The following is an 18,905-nucleotide window of genomic DNA, read 5'->3' as shown; positions in this document are numbered from 1 at the left end:
AACGCGATGCGCCATTTTTTCTTCGATCCGCGTGCGCTTCGCGGCCGGGCTCGCGCGACTGCATTGTCCGTGTCGCGCCGCCGCTGGCTCTTCGCCGCAGGCGGCGCGGCGCTCGCCGCGCTCGCGGGCGTTCACACGTCGCGCGTGCGTGCGGCACCGCCGCGCGTGATCAAGGTTCACGCGCGGCGCTTCGTGTTCACGCCGGACCGGATCGCGCTTGCGCCGCACGAATCGGTCGTGTTCGAGCTGACCGCGCAGGACACCGTGATGGGCTTTTCGATCCCGCGGTACGGCGTGCGTGCGGACGTGCCGCCGGGCGCGGTCGTCCATCTTGCCGCGCAGGCGGGCGATCCGGGCACGGTCCAGTTCCTGTGCGACATCTTCTGCGGCTCCGGGCACGAGACGATGAACGGCGTGCTCGTCGTCGGGTAGCGCGAAGGCCCGCCGGCTAACCGAGCGGCGCCGCGGCGCGCTCACGCGGCGCCTTCCCAATACCCCGGCCGCGCATACACGTCGCGCAGATAATCGATGAAATAGCGCACGCGCGCGGGCACGTAGCGCTGCTGCGGATAGACGGCGAGGATGTCGTAATCGGGCAGCGCGTACTCGTCGAGCACCGTCGCGAGCTCGCCGCGCGCGAGCTGCTGCGCGATCTCCCACGTCGAGCGCCAGCCGAGCCCGAGCCCTTCCGACACCCAGCGGTGCAGGAGCTCGCCGTCGTTGCAGTCGAGCGTGCCCGATACGCGCATCGTCACGAGCTTGCCGTTGCGCCGGAAGTACCAGCCGCGGTTCTGGCCGCCCTGCAGATTGAACGCGAGACAGTTGTGCTCGGCGAGATCGTCGAGCGTCGTCGGCCGGCCGTGCCGCCGGAAATACTCGGGCGTGCCGCACACGACGCGCCGGTTCGACGCGAGCTTCACCGCGACGAAGTTCGGATCGACCGCGCCGCCAATCCTGATCGACAGGTCATAGCCCTCGCGCACGAGATCGACGACGCGGTCGGTCAGGTTGAACGACATCTGCAAGTCGGGCTTGTCGGCGATGAACGCGGGCGCGAGCGGCGCGACGTGCTTGCGCCCGAACGCGGCGGGCGCCGACACGATCAGGTGCCCGCCCACCGCGCGGCGCCCCGCGACAACCTCGTTCTCCGCCTGCGCCCATTCGGTGAGGAGCCCGCGGCAGCGCTCGAGGAACGCGGCGCCGTCTTCGCTCACGACGAGCCGCCGCGTCGACCGGTACATCAGCTTCACGCCGAGGCGCTTCTCGAGCGCGTCGATGCGCCGCCCGAGCACGACGGGCGACACGCCCTCCTCGAGCGCGGCCGCCGCGAGGCTGCCCGCGTCGGCCACCCGCACGAAGGTTTCGATCTGCTTGAACCGGTCCATCCGCTGTCTCCTCCCTGCCCGGCGCCACCGCGCGCGCCCGGCATTCGATACTTTTAGTCTCGGAATAAGCGACTCGAGCTGATCTTATCAAACCTTTCCTGCATCCCTAAAGTGTCCTCGACACCAGCGATACCCGCGATTCGCATCGAACAAGGAGACATTTCATGGCCAGGATGAGAGCCGTCGACGCAGCCGTGCTCGTGCTCGAGAAGGAAGGCGTGCAGACTGCGTTCGGCGTGCCGGGCGCCGCGATCAACCCGCTGTACTCGGCGCTGCGCCGTTCGGGCGCGATCGGACACGTGCTCGCGCGGCACGTCGAAGGCGCGTCGCACATGGCGGAAGGCTACACGCGGGCCGCGCCCGGCAACATCGGCGTGTGCATCGGCACGTCGGGCCCGGCCGGCACCGACATGATCACGGGCCTTTACTCGGCGTCGGCCGACTCGATTCCGATCCTCGCGATCACCGGCCAGGCGCCGCGCGCGCGGCTCCACAAGGAAGACTTCCAGGCGGTGGACATCGAATCGATCGCGAAGCCCGTCACGAAGTGGGCCGTCACGGTGCGCGAGCCGGCGCTCGTGCCGCGCGTGTTCCAGCAGGCGTTCCATCTGATGCGTTCGGGCCGCCCGGGCCCCGTGCTGATCGACCTGCCGATCGACGTGCAGCTCGCCGAGATCGAATTCGACATCGCGACCTACGAGCCGCTGCCCGTCTACAAGCCGCGCGCGACGCGCGCGCAGATCGAGGCCGCGCTCGCGATGCTGAACGACGCCGAGCGCCCGCTCATCGTGTCGGGCGGCGGCGTGATCAACGCGGCGGCCGAGGAACTGCTCGTGCAGTTCGCCGAAACGCTCGGCGTGCCGGTGATCCCGACGCTGATGTCGTGGGGCGCGATTGCCGACGATCACCCGCTGATGGCCGGCATGGTCGGCCTGCAGACGTCGCACCGCTACGGCAACGCGACGCTGCTCGCCTCCGATTTCGTGCTCGGCATCGGCAACCGCTGGGCGAACCGCCACACGGGCAGCATCGAGGTCTACACGAAGGGCCGCAAGTTCGTGCATGTCGACATCGAACCGACGCAGATCGGCCGCGTGTTCGGCCCCGATCTCGGGATCGTGTCGGATGCGAAGGCGGCGCTCGAGCTGTTCGTCGAGATCGCGCGCGAATGGAAGGCCGCGGGCAGGCTGAAGAACCGCGGCGCGTGGGTCGCCGAGTGCCAGCAGCGCAAGCGCACGCTGCAGCGCAAGACGCATTTCGACGACGTGCCCGTGAAGCCGCAGCGCGTGTACGAAGAGATGAACAAGGCGTTCGGCCGCGATACGTGCTACGTGAGCACGATCGGGCTGTCGCAGATCGCGGCCGCGCAGTTCCTGCACGTGTTCAAGGCGCGCAATTGGATCAACTGCGGCCAGGCGGGCCCGCTCGGCTGGACGATTCCCGCCGCGCTCGGCGTGCGCGCGGCCGATCCGCAGCGCCCGATCGTCGCGCTGTCCGGCGACTACGACTTCCAGTTCATGATCGAGGAGCTCGCGGTCGGCGCGCAGTTCAAGCTGCCTTATGTGCACGTCGTCGTCAACAACGCCTATCTCGGCCTGATTCGCCAGGCGCAGCGCGCGTTCGACATGGACTACTGCGTGCAGCTCGCGTTCGACAACATCAACGCGCCCGAGGTGAACGGCTATGGCGTCGATCACGTCGCCGTCGCCGAAGGGCTCGGCTGCAAGGCGCTGCGCGTGTTCAAGCCCGAGGAGATCGCGCCCGCGCTCGAGCGTGCGCGGCAGATGACGGCCGAGTTCAGCGTGCCCGTCATCGTCGAGGTGATTCTCGAGCGCGTGACGAACGTCTCGATGGGCGCCGAGATCGATGCGATCAACGAGTTCGAGGATCTCGCGGACAAGGCCGAGCACGCGCCGACCGCGATCTCGCTGCTCGACTGACGCGCTTCGCTTGCCAGCTCGATTGATTGATTGATCAGCATGGCTGATCAGTTCGCCACACTTGACTTGCACCACTGACCGCCCCGTGAGACGACCGACATGCCGAAATTCGCAGCCAATCTGACGATGCTGTTCAACGAAGTCCCGTTTCTCGACCGCTTCGAGGCGGCGGCCGACGCGGGCTTCACCGCCGTCGAGTTCCTGTTTCCGTATCCGTACGCGAAGGACGAGCTCGCCGAGCGGCTCGACGCGAATCGCCTGCGCCTCGTGCTGCACAACCTGCCCGCGGGCAACTGGGATCGGGGCGAGCGCGGCATCGCGTGCCTGCCCGATCGCGTCGGCGAATTCCAGGACGGCGTGGGCCGCGCGATCGACTATGCGCGCGCGCTGCAGGTGCCGCAACTGAACTGCCTCGTCGGCATTGCGCCCGCGAGCGTCGAGCGCGACACGGCGCTCGCGACGATCGTCGGGAACCTGCGCTTCGCCGCAGCCGAATTGAAGCAGGCGGGCATTCGCCTGCTCGTCGAGCCGTGCAATTCGTACGACATCCCGGGCTTCGCGCTGAACCGCTCCGCCGAAGCGCTCGACGTGATCCGCGCGGTCGGCGCCGACAATCTGTTCCTGCAGTACGACATCTATCACATGCAGCGGATGGAAGGCGAGCTCGCGGCGACGCTGCGCAAGCACCTCGGCGCGATCGCGCACATCCAGCTCGCGGACAACCCTGGCCGCCACGAGCCCGGCACGGGCGAGATTCATTATGCGTACCTGTTCGATCTGCTCGACGAACTCGGCTACGACGGCTACGTCGGCTGCGAATACAAGCCGCGCACGACGACGGCCGAAGGCCTCGGCTGGCTGCGGCAGATCGCGCGCGCCGACGCGCCGCGCGCGCGCAGCGGCGCGTGATCCGGCGCGCACACGTCCCTATTCACCCGTTTCGGATTCGAAATCAACGCACTCACAGGAGACACTGCAATGGCAACGATCGGCTTCATCGGCCTCGGCATCATGGGCGCGCACATGGCGCGCAACCTGCTCGAGGGCGGCCACCGCCTCGTCGTGAACGGCGCGTATCCGGTGCCTGCCGACCTGCGCGAGCAGACGCGGGTCGTCGCGAATTCGACGGCCGTCGCGCAGGCGTCGGACATCGTGATCTCGATGGTGCCCGACACGCCCGACGTGCGAAACGTGCTGTTCGCCGACGACGGCGTCGCGAAGGGCCTCTCGGCCGGCAAGCTCGTGATCGACATGAGCTCGATCTCGCCGCTCGACACGCGCGAGTTCGCGAAGGAGATCAACTCGCTCGGCTGTGACTATCTCGACGCGCCCGTATCGGGCGGCGAAGTCGGCGCGCGCGACGCGACGCTCACGATCATGGTCGGCGGCCCGCAGCACGCGTTCGAGCGCGCGAAGCCGCTCTTCGAGCGAATGGGCAAGAACGTCTCGCTGATCGGCGAGAACGGCGCGGGCCAGACCTGCAAGGTCGCGAACCAGATCATCGTCGCGCTGAACATCGAGGCGGTCGCGGAGGCGCTCCTCTTCGCCGCGCGCTCCGGCGCGGATCCGGAGCGCGTGCGGCGCGCGCTGATGGGCGGCTTCGCGTCGTCGCGGATTCTCGAGCTGCACGGCGAGCGAATGACGAAGCGCACGTTCGAGCCGGGCTTTCGGATCGACCTGCATCGCAAGGACCTGAACCTCGCGCTCGACGGCGCGCGCCGGATGAACATCGCGCTGCCGCACACGGCAAGCGCGCAGCAGCTCTTCAGCGTGTGCGCGGCGAACGGCGGCGGCGCGTGGGATCACTCGGCGATCGTGCGCGCGCTCGAGATCATGTCGAACGTCGAGATCGGCGAGCCGCAAAGCGGCAAGAAGGTCGCGTGAGCGAACGCGGCGGCGTGGCGCGGCGAATCGCAACGCCGCGATGCTGCGCGCCTTCGCCACCGCATCAAGGCTTAACACAACAACGAGTCGTCGGCGTGACATTCGACGCAATCGAATGCGATGCGTGCGCGACGCATCGTCGATGGGGCGCCTCGCCGCGCGCATCGTGCGCGCGGCAGGCAAACGAAGCCGCTTTCGGCTGAGAGCGGCAGGTGGGTCCGCAGCGGCACCCGGCGCCGACGGGGAAGCCTTGGTCGGTCAGACGTCGTCGTCGGGTGTCCGTCTGTCGGATTCGTCGCGGCGCGTATTACATTTCTTTACGTTCGACGAAGCGATTTTTCATGCAATTTGCAACGTGAACGCCTACACTTTCGCGACGCCTTTCGAGAAGCGTCGCATCACCCGGGCGCTTCTCGCGACTTCACGGCGCATTTTTGTCAATCACCTGAAGGAGTGTTGCGATGGGTCTTCTTTCGTTCATCAAGGAAGCGGGTGAAAAACTGCTCGGCAAGAGCGACGAGCAAGCCGCGGCCGATCCGGCCGCCGCGAACCAGACGGCCGCCGATGCGATCAAGAACTACATCTCCGCACAGGGCCTCGACACGTCGAACCTGACGGTTGCGTTCGACGGCGCGTCGCGCACCGTCACGCTCACGGGCAGCGTCGCGGATCTCGACACCAAGGCCAAGGTCAAAGTGGCGGCAGGCAACGTGCAAGGCGTCGCGGGCGTCAACGACGACGACCTGCAGCCGGACGATCCGCAAGTGCAATATCACGACGTCGTCTCCGGCGACAACCTGTGGAAGATCGCCGAGAAGTACTACGGCGACGGCTCGAAGAACGACGTGATCTTCCAGGCGAACCGCCCGATGCTGTCGAGCCCGGACAAGATCTATCCGGGCCAGAAGCTCGTGATTCCGCCGCAGTCCTGAACGACGCGCGCGCAGCGGACATCATGAAAAAAGCGGACCTGCGAGTCCGCTTTTTTCTTGCGCGCCGTGCGCGATGCCGGCGCGCGCCGGTCAATACGTATCGAACACCTGCTGCAATTCGCGCACGTCGGCCATGCCCGCCGCGAGCGCGAGCATCAGCAGCACGCGCGCCTTGTACGGATTGAGCGAGCCTGCGCTCACGAAGCCGAGCGCATCGTCGTTCGCCGCGCCATTGCGCATCACGTGCCCCGAGCCGACGCGTGACGCGCGCACGATCGCGACGCCCTTCGCCGCCGCCTCGGCGAGCGCCGTCTGCAGCGTCGCGTGGATCGAGCCGTTGCCCGTGCCCGCGACGACGAGCCCGCGCGCGCCCGCCGCGACGCATGCGTCGACGATCACGCGCGATGCGCCCGAATAGCTCGCGACGACGTCGACCTGCGGCCAGGCGGCGCCGGTCGCGAAGCGCGAGTCGAGCGTATGCGGGCGCGTCGCGCGGCGCGCGAACTCGATGCGGCCGTCCTGCACCCAGCCGAGCGCGCCGAGCTCCGGCGAATGAAACGCGTCGACCGCGTACGTGCTCGTCTTCACGACGTCTCGCGCGCTGTGAATCCGGTTGTTGAACGCGACGAGCACGCCCTGCCCGCGCGCCGCCGCGCTGCCCGCGACGGCCACCGCGTTCAGCAGGTTCAGCGGGCCGTCGGACGACAGCGCGGTCGCCGGGCGCATCGCCGCCGTCATCACGACGGGCTTCGCGGTCTTCACGGTCAGATGCAGCAGGTACGCGGTTTCTTCGAGCGTGTCGGTGCCGTGCGTGACCACGATGCCGTCGATCGCATCGCGCGCGGCAAGCGCATTGATCCGCTCGACGAGCGTCGTCCACAGCGCGGGCGACAGGTCCTTGCTGTCGATGCTCGCAATCTGCTCGGCCTCGATCGTCGCGATCTGCGCGAGCGCGGGCACGGCGGCGAGCAGCCTGTCGACGCCGAGCGCGCCCGCCTGATAGCCGGCCGTCTGCGCGGCGTCGGGGGCGGCGCCGGCGATCGTGCCGCCCGTCGCGAGGACGGCGATGCGCGGCAGCGCGCGCGGCGCCGGGTTCGAAACGTGGAGGGGATGGGAAGATGTCGGTGCGTTCATGGCCGCGATTGTAACGGCAGCCGGCCGCCCTTCGGCAAGGACGGAGTTTCCCCGAGTGGGCGCGCGCGCGCGGGGCGACCGTTCGCACTCCCGCGCAATGCACGCGCGACGCGCGAGACCGCGCGCGCCGCACCGGTCCGCGTTATCCCGAAATAGACAAAATCCGTGACGACGCCCGGCGGCGCGCCTCGGCGACAGCACGCGGCATTCGCATGCGGCGGCCGCCCGAAACGCCTGCGGCGCCGGCGTTTGCAGCCTTGCGAAAGCATTTCGGGCGCGGCCGGCCGTTGCGCGCGCGTCACGCGAAAATTAGCGCACCGCTCGTTTTCCCGAGTATTTTGTCGTTTCGGCGCCGATTTGCCATAATGCAAACCGCGATCCGCGCAGCCGCGCGATTCGTCGCTTATCGAACAAGATGCAATTCACCCACCGGGAGTGTCCAATGAAGATCCGATCGCTGATGGCCGCGCTGCTCGTCGGCGGCGTGCTGGCAACGCCTGCATTCGCCGCAAACAGCCAGCAGGACAAGATGAAGGCATGCAACGCGCAGGCCGCCGGCAAGACGGGCGACGAGCGCAAGGCGTTCATGAAGGACTGTCTGTCGGCGAAGCCGGCGAAGAAGATGTCGCAGCAGGAAAAGATGAAGGCCTGCAACACGCAAGCCGCCGGCAAGACGGGCAACGATCGCAAGGCGTTCATGAAGGACTGCCTGTCGGCGAAGCCCGCCGCCTGACGCTTCCGGCGAATCGGCACGATGCCGCGCACCGTTTCGACGGGCGCGGCATTTTCTTTTGCGGCGCATGCATGCGCGCGGCCGGCTGCGGCGTTTGGCCGCAATTTCTTCTATGATGGCTGCAGCGCGGCCCTCACCACCAAAACGAAGCGCCATCGGGCCGCCCTCATGACAGATGCGCACCGCGCATCAAACGGAGGCACGGGATGGCATGGAGACAAAACCGCTGGTTCCGGCGCTGGCTGATCGTCATCGTGTTCTGGGCCGTGCCCGTCGCGATCGTCGCCGTGCGGGAGATCCGCGAGGAAATGGCCTATAACCGCGCCGACCTCAAGCTCGCGCTGTCGACCTGGGAGCTCACCGACGCGCAGCGCGCGGCGGGCGCGGCGAAGGTCTGCCGCAGCGAGCCGGACGAAGCGCGCGCGGCGGGCTGCCCCACCGACGTGCTCGCGGCGAACGCGCGCCGCCAGCAGGAGGCGCGCGACGAATTCGCGGTGCGCAAGCGCACGCTCGCGAGCTACCTGTGGCACGCGTTCGTCGGCTACTGGATCGTCCCCGCCGCGTTCCTGTTCGCGTGCGGCGTCGTGATCGGCCTCGTGCGCCGCGCGCTGCGGCGTCCGCCCATCAAGCCGCCCATCGAACCTCCCGTTTCGCATCACTGACGGCTGGCGCCGCGCGCAAAATCATGCGTGACGCGTGGCACGCGAATCGCCCACCGACACGAACCTTGGCCCGCGACAACGTGCATGCGCGCGCGCCGCCGCACAATGAAACACGCCGATTTGACCGTCTTTCACCTTACAGCGGCAAGGCAAGGCGTTTCGCTGTGTTATAAAGTCCCGCGTGACACGCCCGTTCGCGGGAATCACGCTGATCTACACTTGATGGAGAAAAACGATGCACAAACGCAATCTCGTGTTGAAAGCCGCCGCCGCGCTCGTCGTGGGCAGCCTGGCGCTCGCCGGTTGCACGACGACGCCGGACAAGCCCGCCAATGCCGCGACCAACGCGTCGAAGCGTCAAGCCATCGATGCGAGCGTCGACGCGACGCTGTCGCGCCTGTACTCGACGGTGCCCGGCTCGCGTGAACTCGTCGCGAAGTCGCGCGGCGTGCTCGTGTTCCCGGACGTGATCCAGGCGGGCCTCATCATCGGCGGCCAGACCGGCAACGGCGCGCTGCGCGTCGGCGGCGCGACGCTCGGCTACTACAACACGTCGTCGCTGTCGGTGGGCCTGCAGGCGGGCGCGCAGTCGAAGGCGATCGTGTTCCTGTTCATGACGCAGGACGCGCTCGACAAATTCCGCAACTCCGAAGGCTGGGCGGCGGGCGCCGACGCATCGGTCGCGCTCGTGAAGATGGGCGCGAACGGCGCGATCGACACGACGACGGCGACCGCGCCCGTCGAAGTGATCGTGCTGACGAACGCCGGCCTGATGGGCGACGTGTCGATCAGCGGCACGAAGGTCACGAAGCTGAAGATCTGACGCCCGCGCGGGCGGCCGACGCGCCGAGGGCGAGCGGCGGCCGACGCGAAAACGGCGATGCGCGTAAAAGCGCATCGCCGTTTTTTCATGCGTCATCGCAATGCGTCAGCCGGCTGACGCTCGCACGATCCGCGTGCGCGGCGGCAATGCGCGGGCGTGACCACGCACCGCGCGCCGCCGCCCTCGCCGCTCGCTCAAGACGCCGAATCGATCACCTTGAAGCGCGAGCGCTTCTGCGCGCGAATCAGCGATTGATAAACCTCGACGTATTGCTGCGCCATCCGGCGTGACGTGAAGCGCTCCTCGAAGCGCGCACGCACCCGCTCACGCGACAGCGTGTGCAGCCGGTTCACCGCCGCGGCGGCGCCGATCTCGTCCTCGACGATGAAGCCCGACACGCCCTCGTCGATCACCTCCGGCACCGCGCCGCGATTGAACGCGATGACGGGCGTGCCGCACGCCATCGCCTCGATCATCACGAGGCCGAACGGCTCGGGCCAGTCGATCGGAAACAGCAACGCGTGCGCGCCCGACAGGAACGCCGCCTTCTCGTGATCGGCGATCTCGCCGATGTATTCGACGTGCGGCAGCGCAAAGAGCGGCTTGATCTCGCGCTCGAAATACTCTTCGTCCGCCGCATCGACTTTCGCCGCGATGCGAATGCGCATCCCGCAGCGCTGCGCGATCCGGATCGCCGTGTCGACGCGCTTTTCCGGCGAGATCCGGCCGAGGAACGCGAGATACGACTGCTCGACGGGCTGCGGCGTGTAGAGCGTCTCCGGCAGCCCGTGATAGACGGTCGTCAGCCATTTCGCCTGCGGCATCGGGTGGCGCTGCGCGTTCGAGATCGAGATCACGGGCGCGGTGTCGAACGTGTCGAACACGGGCTGCTGCTCGGGCAGATCGAGGCGGCCGTGCAGCGTCGTCACGAAAGGCGTGTCCTGCCGCTTGAAGATCGAGAATGAGTAGTAGTCCATGTGGAAATGGAGCACATCGAAGTCCCGCGCGCGGCGCGCGACGGTCTCCATCAGCAGCATGTGCGGCGCGATCCGGTCGCGGATCGACGAATCGAGCCGCAGCGCGCGCGGCCATACCGCGTCGAGCTTCGCGCGCGTGATCGAGTCGCCGCTCGCGAACAGCGTCACGTCATGCCCCAGATCGACGAGCGCCTCGGTGATGTACGACACGACGCGCTCGGTGCCGCCGTAGAGCTTCGGCGGCACCGATTCAGTCAACGGAGCGATCTGCGCAATTCTCATGGGTACGATCTCCAGTGGCGGCCGGCCAGCGGACCGGCGTCGGGCGACGCCCGCAAATTGCAATTATTAGCGATCGGCGCGCGCGCCAGCGGACCGATTGCATTTTTTGGGGCTTGTTACAGACGGGATACATTCGGGGGAGCCGCATGTTTGCAGCCCCGCCCGCCGCGTCGGGCCGCGCTTGCCTTTCCGCGCTTGCCTTTCCGCTCCTGCCGAGCGCCTGATCGAACCGCCCTCACCGCGCCGGCCACTTCCACGCCGGCAGTTCGAGCGCGTCCGCATCGACGATCCGCGTCGCGCCCAGTTCCTTTTCGAGCACGATCGAATGGCTGTCCGGCTCGCGTTCGAGCGACGCGACGAGCCGCGCCGCGTGCGACACGACGATCACCTGCGAACGCTCGGCCGCCTGCGCGATCAGCCGACCGAGCGCGGGCAGCAGGTCCGGGTGCAGGCTCGTCTCCGGCTCGTTCAGCACGAGGAGCGCGGGCGGACGCGGCGTCAGCAGCGCCGCGACGAGCAGCAGGTAGCGCAGCGTGCCGTCCGACAGCTCGGCCGCGCGCAGCGGCCGCAGCAGGCCCGGCTGCCGCATCAGCACCTCGAAGCGGCCGCACTTGCCCGGATTGTCGATCTCGAGCCGCGCGCCGGGGAATGCGTCGCTGATCGCCGCGTCGAGCGCGTCGGCGTCGCCGATCTCGTAGATCGTCTGCAGCGCGGCCGCCAGATCGCCGCCGTCGTCGGACAGCACCGGCGTGTGCGTGCCGACTTGCGCAAGCCGCGCGGGCGCGAGCGCGTCGGTGCGGAAATGATCGTAGAAGCGCCACGAGCGGATTCGCTCGCGCACCGCGATCATCTCCGGCGCGCCGCGCGGGTCCGAGAACTCGGTCATCATGCTGTCGAAGCTCGCGATCGGCTGCGGCACGGTCTGCCACTCGCCCGTTTCGCCGCGCGTGCGCAATTGCGCGCCGCGCCGGTCGACGAGCAGCGTCGACGGCCGCGGCAGCGGTCCGCTCCAGATGCACTCGCGCTTGACGACCGGATCGAGCCCGAACTCGGTCTCGCTGTTGAGCGGCGGCAGCCCGAGATCGATCGCGTAGCCGAAATCCTCGCATGCGAAGCCGAGCTTCAGGCTCACGGGCTCGTTGCGCACCGTGCCCGTCACCGGCACCTCGCCCGCCAGCATCCCGCGCGAGAAGCGCTCGGGGCCCGCCCAGAGCGTCGACGGCAGCCCGCCCTCGCGCGCGAGCGACGGAATCACGCGGCCTTGCGCGGTATCCGCGAGCAGGCGCAGCGCGCGATACAGGCTCGACTTGCCGCTGCCGTTCGGCCCGGTGATCACGTTGAGCGTCGCGAGCGGCACGATGAGATCGCGCAGCGAGCGGTAATTGGCGATGGCGAGTGCGGTGAGTGGCGGCATCGGGAAACGGGTTGTCGGAAATCGGTGGATCGAGTCGGCGAATCAGGCGAATCGGGCGAATCAGGCGAATCGGCGACGAACGAGGCGGTCATCGAGCGAAGCGTGCGCCAACCGGCCTCAAGCCGGCGCGACGCACGGCCCGGCGCGGCGCGCCGCGCTCAATGCGGCGCGCGCGGCACACCGGTCTCCGACGTCGTCGGGTCCGCGGCGGTGAACGCCGCAGTGCTCGCGGCCGGCTCGGGCGCGCGTTCGCCCGGACGCGGCTCGTGCGCGAGCGCATCGGGCGTCGTCCATTCGGTGCGCTCGCGCGGCAGGCAATGCGGATAATGCGCATTGATGAACGCGATGAGCCCTTCGCGCACGCGGCAGCGCAAATCCCACGCCAGCGACGAATCGCGCGCGCTGACGAGCGCGCGCACCTGCATCGAGCGCTCGGTCGCGTCCGTCACCTGCAGCACCTGCACGCGGCCGTCCCATTCGGGCGCGCCCGCGACGATCCGCGCGAGCTCCGCGCGCAGCGGCTCGAGCGGCAGCCGATAGTCGACATACAGGAACACGGTGCCGATCAGCTCGGCGCTGCTGCGCGTCCAGTTCTGAAACGGATTCTCGATGAACCACTGCAGCGGCACGACGAGCCGGCGCTGATCCCATAAGCGCACCGACACGTAAGTGCCCGTGATCTCCTCGATGCGCCCCCACTCGCCCTGGATGATGACGACGTCGTCGAGCCGGATCGGCTGCGACAGCGCGATCTGCAGCCCCGCGATCAGGTTGCCGAGCACCGGCCGCGCGGCGATACCGGCGACGAGGCCCGCGACGCCCGCCGACGCGAGCAGGCTCGCGCCGACCTGCCGCACGTTCGGGAACGTCATCAGCGCCGCGCCCGTGCCGATGATCACGATCAGCACCATCACGGTCCGCGCGAGCACGCGCGTCTGCGTGTGGATGCGGCGCGCCTCGAGGTTGTCCGGCGTATCGAGCGGATGCGCGCGGATGATCGCGTCGCCGACCGCGGCGGCCAGGCGCATCAGCAGCCACGTGAGCGCCGCGATCGTGCCGACCGCGGCGAGCGTGCGCAGCCCGCCCGCGTGCGGCAGCGATTCGTCGACCTGCAGCCACAGGAATTCGAGCGCGAGGAACGACAGCAGCGCGAGCGACGGCCGGTCGACATACGACACGATCACGCTCATGAACGGATAAGGCCGGGCGATCGGCACGACGATGCGCGCGCCGACGCGGTGCATGCCCGCGACCGCGAGCAACACGAGCGCCGACACGACAAGCGTGCCGAGCCAGGTATGAAGCGGCGCATCGGCGATGCGCCACAAGTCGTCGATCGTCAACATGCGCGCCGTGTCTCCGTCAGGTTCGCGGGGAACGCGCCCCCGCGCCGGGGCGGCGGCCGGCCCGGATCAATAGCCGCGGCAGGGAAACGCCTTGCCGAGCCCGAGCGACACTGCCGTGCTCGCGTTGTAGTCGGCGAGCTTCGGATTCTCCGCGATGTACTTGCGCACCGCATCGGTCATCTGCTGCGCCTTGATGTCGGGCGGCAGGCAGAAGTACTGGCCGACGCGCGGCCCCGTGGTGCCGCCGATCGCGTCGATCGTGTTGTAGACGCCGTCCGCCGCGCCCTCGATGTACGCCGCGCACGACGCCCGCGACTTGACGTCGGTCTTCGCGCACAGCTTGTCGAGGTCGCCGGCCGTGAAGGCGGCCGCCGTCAGCGGCACGGCGAACGCGGCGGCGCAAAACATAGCCCGCAACATGAATCTTCCTTATGTCAGAAGGCGAAACCGCCGATACTTCGAAAGGCGCGGCAGGCCGCCGCGCCGAAAACCCTTATTTTGCACTCTTTTGTGCGTTCGGCGCCGGCGCATCGCCGATGCGCACCGTGCGCTTCGACAGGATCGCAGTCGCGTCCGGCGCGTTGTAGTGCTTCGCGAAGTCGAGCGCGGTGATGCCGAGCTGGTTCTTCAGCGCGGGGTCGGCGCCCTGGTCGAGCAGCAGCGTGACGGTCGAGCCGTGGTTGCCGCGCGCGGCCATCATCAGCGGCGTCGTGCCGTTCGGCGACGCGGCGTCGATGTATGCGGACTTGTCGATCAGATACTTGACGACCTCGTCGTTGCCGTTCGTCGCCGCGTAATGGAGCGGCGACCAGCCCTTCTTGCTCACTTCGGCGCCCTTGTCGACGAGCAGCTTCGCGAGCTGCAGATCGCCGTTCAGCGCGGCCAGCATCAGCGCGTTCTCGCCCGCCTTGTCTTCCTTGTCGAGATCGGCGTTCGGCGCGGCCGCGAGCGCGGCGGCGACCTGGTCGGACTTCTCGCGCGCGGCGATCACGAGGAGCGGATCGCCGTTCGGCGCGATCGTGTTCGGGTCGAGGCCGTTCTTCAGTTGCTTCGAGATGTCCTTGATGTCGTCGAACTTGACGGCCTTCACGATCCCGTCGAGCGACTCCGCGTGCGCGGACGCCGCCGCGAGCGCACCGAGCCCGCCCGCGACCGCGAGCGTGCGCAGCACGGCGCCCATCGTGCGTTGTTTCGACAAGTGCTTGATCGACTTCATTTTTTTCAGCTCCTACCCCTGGTTGACTGGGCTGGCGCCGCCCGTGCGGGCGATCTTGAACAGCCGGAAAAAGTTTTGCGACGTCGCGGCGCCGAGCGCCTCGTCGGTCATCCCGCGTTGCGCCGCGATAAAGCGTCCGACATGGCTCACGTACGCAGGTTCATTCGGCTTGCCGCGATACGGCACGGGCGCAAGGTATGGCGAATCGGTCTCGATCAGCAGCCGGTCGAGCGGCACGCGCCGCGCGACGTCCTGCACGTCGGTCGCGCTCTTGAACGTGACGATGCCCGACAGCGAGATGTGGAAGCCCTGCGCGAGCGCGGCCTCGGCAACGGGCCAGGGCTCAGTGAAGCAGTGCATCACGCCGCCCGGCGCGCTCGCGCGCTCCTCGGCCATGATCCGCAGCGTATCCTCCGACGACGCGCGCGTATGGACGATGAGCGGCTTGCCCGTCGCGTGCGCCGCGCGGATGTGCGTGCGAAAGCGCTCGCGCTGCCACTCCATGTCGGCGATCGAGCGGCCTTCGAGCCGGTAGTAGTCGAGGCCCGTCTCGCCGATCGCGACCACCTTCGGATGCGCGGCGAGCTCGACGAGCTCGGCCACCGTCGGCTCCTTCGCGTCCTCGTGGTCCGGATGCACGCCGACCGACGCGAAAACGTTGTCGTGATCGCGTGCGATCGCGAGCACGGCGGGCAGCGTCTCGAGATCGACCGATACGCAGAGCGCGTGCGTGACGCCGTGCTCGCGCATGTTGTCCAGCACCTGCGGCAGCCGGTCGGCGAGCCCTTCGAAATTGATGTGACAGTGTGAATCGACGAACATGTTGAATTCCTTGCTGCGCTGCGCGTGCCGGCGCCGGCGGACCGACGCGCCCGCTCGCCGCGCCGTGCGTGCTTAGGCGTCGGCGAGCCGCCTGCCGACGATCACGAGATCGCGCTCGACGCCGTCGAGCACCGCGACGCGCGGCAGCGTGCCCCAGGTCGCGAAGCCGTAGCGCGCGAAGAGCCGCAGGCTCGGCTCGTTGTGCCCGAAGATGAAGCCGAGCGCCGTGTGCACGCCGAGCGCGGGCGCCTTCGCGAGCGCCGCGTCGAGCAGCCGGCTGCCGAGCCCGTGGCCGCGCGCAGCCTCGTCGAGATAGATGCTGATCTCCGCCGTGTGGCCGTATGCGGGACGGCCGTAGAAATCGGAGAAGCTCAGCCAGGCGACCACCCGCCCCGCTTCCTCGACGACCCACAGCGGCCGCGCATGCGGATTGTGCGCATCGAACCACGCGCGGCGGCTGTCGACCGTCACGGGCTCGGTGTCGGCCGTCACGCGGCGCGACGCGACCGTCGAATTGTAGATCGCGACGATCGCCGGCAGATCGACGGGTGTGGCGTCGCGGTAGGCAAGCTGGGTCATGAATGCGATCCGATGGGCGAAACGGTTGGACGAAACGGTCGGTCAGGACGACGCGAACAGTTCCCGATAGCCGAGAAACAGCTCTTCGAACACGAGGCGCGCGCTGAGCGGATGGTTTTCCACCGCGCGCTGCCGCGTGACCGTCTTCAGGAAGCGCGCGAACGCGTTCGCGTCGACGGCCGCCGCGCAGCGCGCGAGCGCCGCGCGCTGCGTGGGGAAATAGCGCGGCGCGCCCGCCGCGCGTTCGGCAAGCAAGTCGTACAGCCAGCGCTGCAGCCAGCCGAGCACGACGGGCACGGGCAGCTTCTGCAGCGTCTCGCCGCACGCGAACGGATCGCACGCGGCGCCCGCCGCGAGCTGCGCGAGCGCCCAGTCGCGCAGCGGCCGGTTCTCGTCGCTCGCGAGCGCGAGCGCGGCGAGCGGCGCGCCGCCCGCCTCGGCGAGGAGCGCGTTCGCGTCCGCCACGTTCTGCGCGGCGAGCCACGCGGCGGCCGTGTCGGGCGCGGGTACCGTCATCGGCCACTGCCGGCAGCGGCTCACGATCGTCGGCAGCAGCCGGTCGATGCGCGCGGACACGAGCAGGAACACGACGCCCGAAGGCGGCTCCTCGAGCGTCTTCAGCAGCGCGTTCGCAGCCGCGACGTTGAGCGCCTCGGCCGGATACAGCACGACGACACGCGCGCCGCCGCGATGCGACGCGATCCCGCAGAAGTCGACGAGCCCGCGCACCTGCTCGATCTTGATCTCCTTGCTCGGGGTCCTGGTTTTCTTGCCGCCTTCGTCGGCGTCGGCGGCCTTCGGCTCGTCGGCCGCGCCCGGCAGCTCGGCCGCGAGCGCCTCGGGCACGACGATCCGGTAATCGGGATGATTGCCCTGCTCGAACCACGTGCACGCGGCGCACGCGCCGCACGGCTCGCCGTTCTCGCGCGGCGTCTCGCACAAGAAGCCCTTCGCGAGATGCTGCGCGAAGGCGAGCTTGCCGATTCCCGCCTGGCCGTACAGCAGCAGCGCGTGCGGCCAATGCGCGCGCAGCGCCTGCAGGCGGGTCCAGTCGTCGGTCTGCCACGGATAGATCATCGTTCGCGTCTTCCTTTCGTCACAGCGCGGCGAGCACGCCTTCGAGCTGCTTGCGGATCTGGGGAATCGGCTCGCTCGAATCGACGATCACGAACCGATGCGGCGCCTCCTGCGCGCGGCGCAGGTATTCGGCGCGGGTGCGCGCGAAGAACGCGTCCGATTCGCTCTCGAACTTGTCCGGCATCCGCGCGGCGCCGCGCCGCGCGCTCGCCACCTGCGGCTGCACGTCGAACAGCACCGTCAGATCCGGCTGGAAGCCGCCCTGCACCCAGCGCTCGAGCGCCTCGAGCTTGTCGCGCGGCAGCCCGCGCCCGCCGCCCTGGTAGGCGAACGTCGCATCGGTGAAGCGGTCCGACACGACCCAATCGCCGCGCGCGAGCGCGGGCTCGATCACGAGCGCGAGATGCTCGCGCCGGCCGGCGAACATCAGGAGCGCCTCGGTCTCGAGGTCCATCGGCTGGTTGAGGAGAATCTCGCGCAGCGTCTCGCCGAGCTGCGTGCCGCCCGGCTCGCGGGTGACGACGACGTGCCGGCCGGCCGGCCCGAGCTTTTCCTGGAGCCGGTCGCAGAACCACTGCAGATGCGTGGTCTTGCCCGCGCCGTCGATCCCTTCGAACGTGATGAATTTGCCACGCGCCATTCATTGACCTCGTATGTATTTGTCCACGGCCTTGTTGTGATCCCCGAGCGTGTCCGAAAAGACGCTCGTGCCGTCGCCCTTCGAGACGAAATAGAACGCGGACGTCGCCGCCGGGTTCACCGCGGCATAGAGCGCCGCCTCGCCCGGCAGCGCGATCGGCGTCGGGGGCAGCCCGCGGCGCGTGTAGGTATTGTACGGAGTGTCGGTCTGCAGATCGCGCTTGCGCAGCCGCCCCGCGTATGCGTCGCCCATTCCGTAGATCACCGAAGGATCGGTCTGCAGCGGCATCCCGGCCCGCAGGCGGTTCGCGAACACGCCCGACACGAACGCGCGATCGGCCGCGTGCCCCGTCTCCTTCTCGACGAGCGACGCGACTGTCAGCGCCTCGTAAGGCGTCTTGAACGGCAGGCCGGGCCGGCGCGCGGTCCACGCGTCGGCAAGGCGCGTCTGCATCAGCCTGTACGCGCGCCGATAGACGTTCAGGTCGCTCGTGCCCTTGTCGAACAGGTAGGTGTCCGGAAAGAACAGCCCCTCGCCGGTGCCGCGCGCGACGGCTTCGTCGGGCGCGCCGATCGCGCGCAACAGCGCCGCGTCGCTCATCCCCGCGCTCGAATGCGTGAGCGCCGCATTCGCGTCGAGCTCCGCGCGCATGCGCCTGAACGTCCAGCCTTCGATCACGGTGACGACGTATTCGTTGACGTCCCCGCGCGCGACCTTCTGCAGCACGTCGTAAGGGGTCACGCCCGTCTTGAACTCGTAGTTGCCGGATTTGAGCCGGCTCGACAGGAACAGCACGCGCGTCATCGCGACAAAGAGGCGCGGCTCGACGCTCACGCCGCCGTGCACGAGCTGCTGCGCGACGCTGCGCACGCTGCTGCGGGGCTTGATCGTGACGTCGAGGGTGGGCGCGGCGAGCGCGATCGGCCGGGTGGCCCAGTAATAGGCGCCGCCCGCGCACGCGGCGCCCAGCAATACGACGGCGAGCGCCGCGAGCGCGGCGCACTTCTTCAGTAGGGACATGCGGAACGTGAATCAGGTAAGACCCATATAATACTTGCT

21 protein-coding genes are annotated in these 18,905 nt (G+C 68.6%); 9 read left to right on the top strand and 12 right to left on the bottom strand.

Going from position 1 to position 18,905, the window contains the following annotated elements; all coding sequences use genetic code 11:
• Positions 1 to 6: 6 nt before the first annotated feature.
• Positions 7 to 432: a cupredoxin domain-containing protein gene (locus AQ610_RS08150; RefSeq protein WP_006026198.1), complete on the top strand. Its 426-nt coding sequence runs from the start codon at positions 7 to 9 to the stop codon at positions 430 to 432.
• Between the two features lie 41 nt (positions 433 to 473).
• On the opposite strand, the gene AQ610_RS08145 is transcribed toward AQ610_RS08150, so the two are convergent.
• Positions 474 to 1,385 carry a LysR family transcriptional regulator gene (locus AQ610_RS08145; RefSeq protein WP_006026197.1) on the bottom strand — a complete coding sequence of 304 codons (912 nt, stop codon included), beginning with the start codon at positions 1,383 to 1,385 and terminating at the stop codon, positions 474 to 476.
• A 164-nt stretch (positions 1,386 to 1,549) separates the two neighbouring features.
• Between AQ610_RS08145 and gcl the strand changes: the two genes are divergently transcribed.
• The 5 genes from gcl (at position 1,550) to lysM (ending at position 6,141) form a co-directional block, all read left to right on the top strand.
• Positions 1,550 to 3,325: a glyoxylate carboligase gene (gene gcl, locus AQ610_RS08140; RefSeq protein WP_009912012.1), complete on the top strand. Its 1,776-nt coding sequence runs from the start codon at positions 1,550 to 1,552 to the stop codon at positions 3,323 to 3,325.
• A gap of 99 nt (positions 3,326 to 3,424) precedes the next feature.
• Complete coding sequence (gene hyi / locus AQ610_RS08135) at positions 3,425 to 4,234, top strand: hydroxypyruvate isomerase (protein WP_006026195.1); 810 nt, start codon at positions 3,425 to 3,427, stop codon at positions 4,232 to 4,234.
• A 69-nt stretch (positions 4,235 to 4,303) separates the two neighbouring features.
• Positions 4,304 to 5,209, top strand: coding sequence for a 2-hydroxy-3-oxopropionate reductase (locus tag AQ610_RS08130; protein ID WP_006026194.1), 906 nt, complete (start codon positions 4,304 to 4,306; stop codon positions 5,207 to 5,209).
• Between the two features lie 124 nt (positions 5,210 to 5,333).
• Positions 5,334 to 5,705 (top strand): hypothetical protein, encoded by a 372-nt coding sequence (locus AQ610_RS33025; RefSeq protein ID WP_230479270.1) that lies wholly within the window; start codon positions 5,334 to 5,336, stop codon positions 5,703 to 5,705.
• Positions 5,671 to 6,141, top strand: coding sequence for a peptidoglycan-binding protein LysM (gene lysM / locus AQ610_RS08125; protein WP_006026193.1), 471 nt, complete (start codon positions 5,671 to 5,673; stop codon positions 6,139 to 6,141). The genes AQ610_RS33025 and lysM overlap by 35 nt, the downstream gene beginning before the upstream one ends.
• A gap of 90 nt (positions 6,142 to 6,231) precedes the next feature.
• Here lysM and AQ610_RS08120 read toward each other — a convergent pair whose 3' ends face one another.
• Positions 6,232 to 7,275 carry an asparaginase gene (locus tag AQ610_RS08120; protein WP_006026192.1) on the bottom strand — a complete coding sequence of 348 codons (1,044 nt, stop codon included), beginning with the start codon at positions 7,273 to 7,275 and terminating at the stop codon, positions 6,232 to 6,234.
• A gap of 442 nt (positions 7,276 to 7,717) precedes the next feature.
• On the opposite strand from AQ610_RS08120, the gene AQ610_RS08115 reads away from it, so the two are divergent.
• The 3 genes from AQ610_RS08115 (at position 7,718) to AQ610_RS08105 (ending at position 9,493) form a co-directional block, all read left to right on the top strand.
• Positions 7,718 to 8,008, top strand: a complete 291-nt coding sequence (locus AQ610_RS08115; protein WP_006026191.1) for a PsiF family protein — start codon at positions 7,718 to 7,720, stop codon at positions 8,006 to 8,008.
• A 206-nt stretch (positions 8,009 to 8,214) separates the two neighbouring features.
• The gene (locus AQ610_RS08110) at positions 8,215 to 8,670 is read left to right on the top strand and encodes a hypothetical protein (protein ID WP_006026190.1); all 456 of its coding nucleotides are present in this window, start codon (positions 8,215 to 8,217) and stop codon (positions 8,668 to 8,670) included.
• Positions 8,671 to 8,905: 235 nt separating this feature from the next.
• Complete coding sequence (locus AQ610_RS08105) at positions 8,906 to 9,493, top strand: BPSL1445 family SYLF domain-containing lipoprotein (RefSeq protein WP_006026189.1); 588 nt, start codon at positions 8,906 to 8,908, stop codon at positions 9,491 to 9,493.
• Positions 9,494 to 9,687: 194 nt separating this feature from the next.
• Here AQ610_RS08105 and AQ610_RS08100 read toward each other — a convergent pair whose 3' ends face one another.
• The 10 genes from AQ610_RS08100 to mltG form a co-directional block, all read right to left on the bottom strand.
• On the bottom strand, positions 9,688 to 10,752 hold the full coding sequence (locus tag AQ610_RS08100; protein WP_006026188.1) for a glycosyltransferase family 4 protein: 1,065 nt from the start codon (positions 10,750 to 10,752) through the stop codon (positions 9,688 to 9,690).
• 235 nt (positions 10,753 to 10,987) lie between these two features.
• Positions 10,988 to 12,166, bottom strand: a complete 1,179-nt coding sequence (locus AQ610_RS08095) for an AAA family ATPase (protein WP_006026187.1) — start codon at positions 12,164 to 12,166, stop codon at positions 10,988 to 10,990.
• Between the two features lie 158 nt (positions 12,167 to 12,324).
• A complete protein-coding gene (locus AQ610_RS08090; RefSeq protein ID WP_009912009.1) occupies positions 12,325 to 13,512 on the bottom strand; it encodes a mechanosensitive ion channel family protein in 1,188 nt (395 codons plus the stop codon).
• Positions 13,513 to 13,578: 66 nt separating this feature from the next.
• Positions 13,579 to 13,932 carry a Rap1a/Tai family immunity protein gene (locus tag AQ610_RS08085; protein WP_009912008.1) on the bottom strand — a complete coding sequence of 118 codons (354 nt, stop codon included), beginning with the start codon at positions 13,930 to 13,932 and terminating at the stop codon, positions 13,579 to 13,581.
• 73 nt (positions 13,933 to 14,005) lie between these two features.
• Positions 14,006 to 14,728, bottom strand: coding sequence for an ankyrin repeat domain-containing protein (locus AQ610_RS08080; protein ID WP_006026184.1), 723 nt, complete (start codon positions 14,726 to 14,728; stop codon positions 14,006 to 14,008).
• A 12-nt stretch (positions 14,729 to 14,740) separates the two neighbouring features.
• Positions 14,741 to 15,550: a TatD family hydrolase gene (locus tag AQ610_RS08075; protein ID WP_006026183.1), complete on the bottom strand. Its 810-nt coding sequence runs from the start codon at positions 15,548 to 15,550 to the stop codon at positions 14,741 to 14,743.
• 72 nt (positions 15,551 to 15,622) lie between these two features.
• A complete protein-coding gene (locus AQ610_RS08070) occupies positions 15,623 to 16,129 on the bottom strand; it encodes a GNAT family N-acetyltransferase (RefSeq protein ID WP_006026182.1) in 507 nt (168 codons plus the stop codon).
• A 42-nt stretch (positions 16,130 to 16,171) separates the two neighbouring features.
• Positions 16,172 to 17,206, bottom strand: a complete 1,035-nt coding sequence (locus AQ610_RS08065) for a DNA polymerase III subunit delta' (RefSeq protein ID WP_006026181.1) — start codon at positions 17,204 to 17,206, stop codon at positions 16,172 to 16,174.
• 19 nt (positions 17,207 to 17,225) lie between these two features.
• Positions 17,226 to 17,846, bottom strand: coding sequence for a dTMP kinase (gene tmk / locus AQ610_RS08060; RefSeq protein WP_006026180.1), 621 nt, complete (start codon positions 17,844 to 17,846; stop codon positions 17,226 to 17,228).
• The gene (gene mltG / locus AQ610_RS08055) at positions 17,847 to 18,866 is read right to left on the bottom strand and encodes an endolytic transglycosylase MltG (RefSeq protein ID WP_006026179.1); all 1,020 of its coding nucleotides are present in this window, start codon (positions 18,864 to 18,866) and stop codon (positions 17,847 to 17,849) included.
• Positions 18,867 to 18,905: the final 39 nt, after the last annotated feature.

Source organism: Burkholderia humptydooensis (genome assembly GCF_001513745.1).
GTDB lineage: Bacteria > Pseudomonadota > Gammaproteobacteria > Burkholderiales > Burkholderiaceae > Burkholderia > Burkholderia humptydooensis.
Note: the sequence above shows the minus strand (reverse complement) of the source record. Positions and strands in the feature narration are given on the sequence as shown.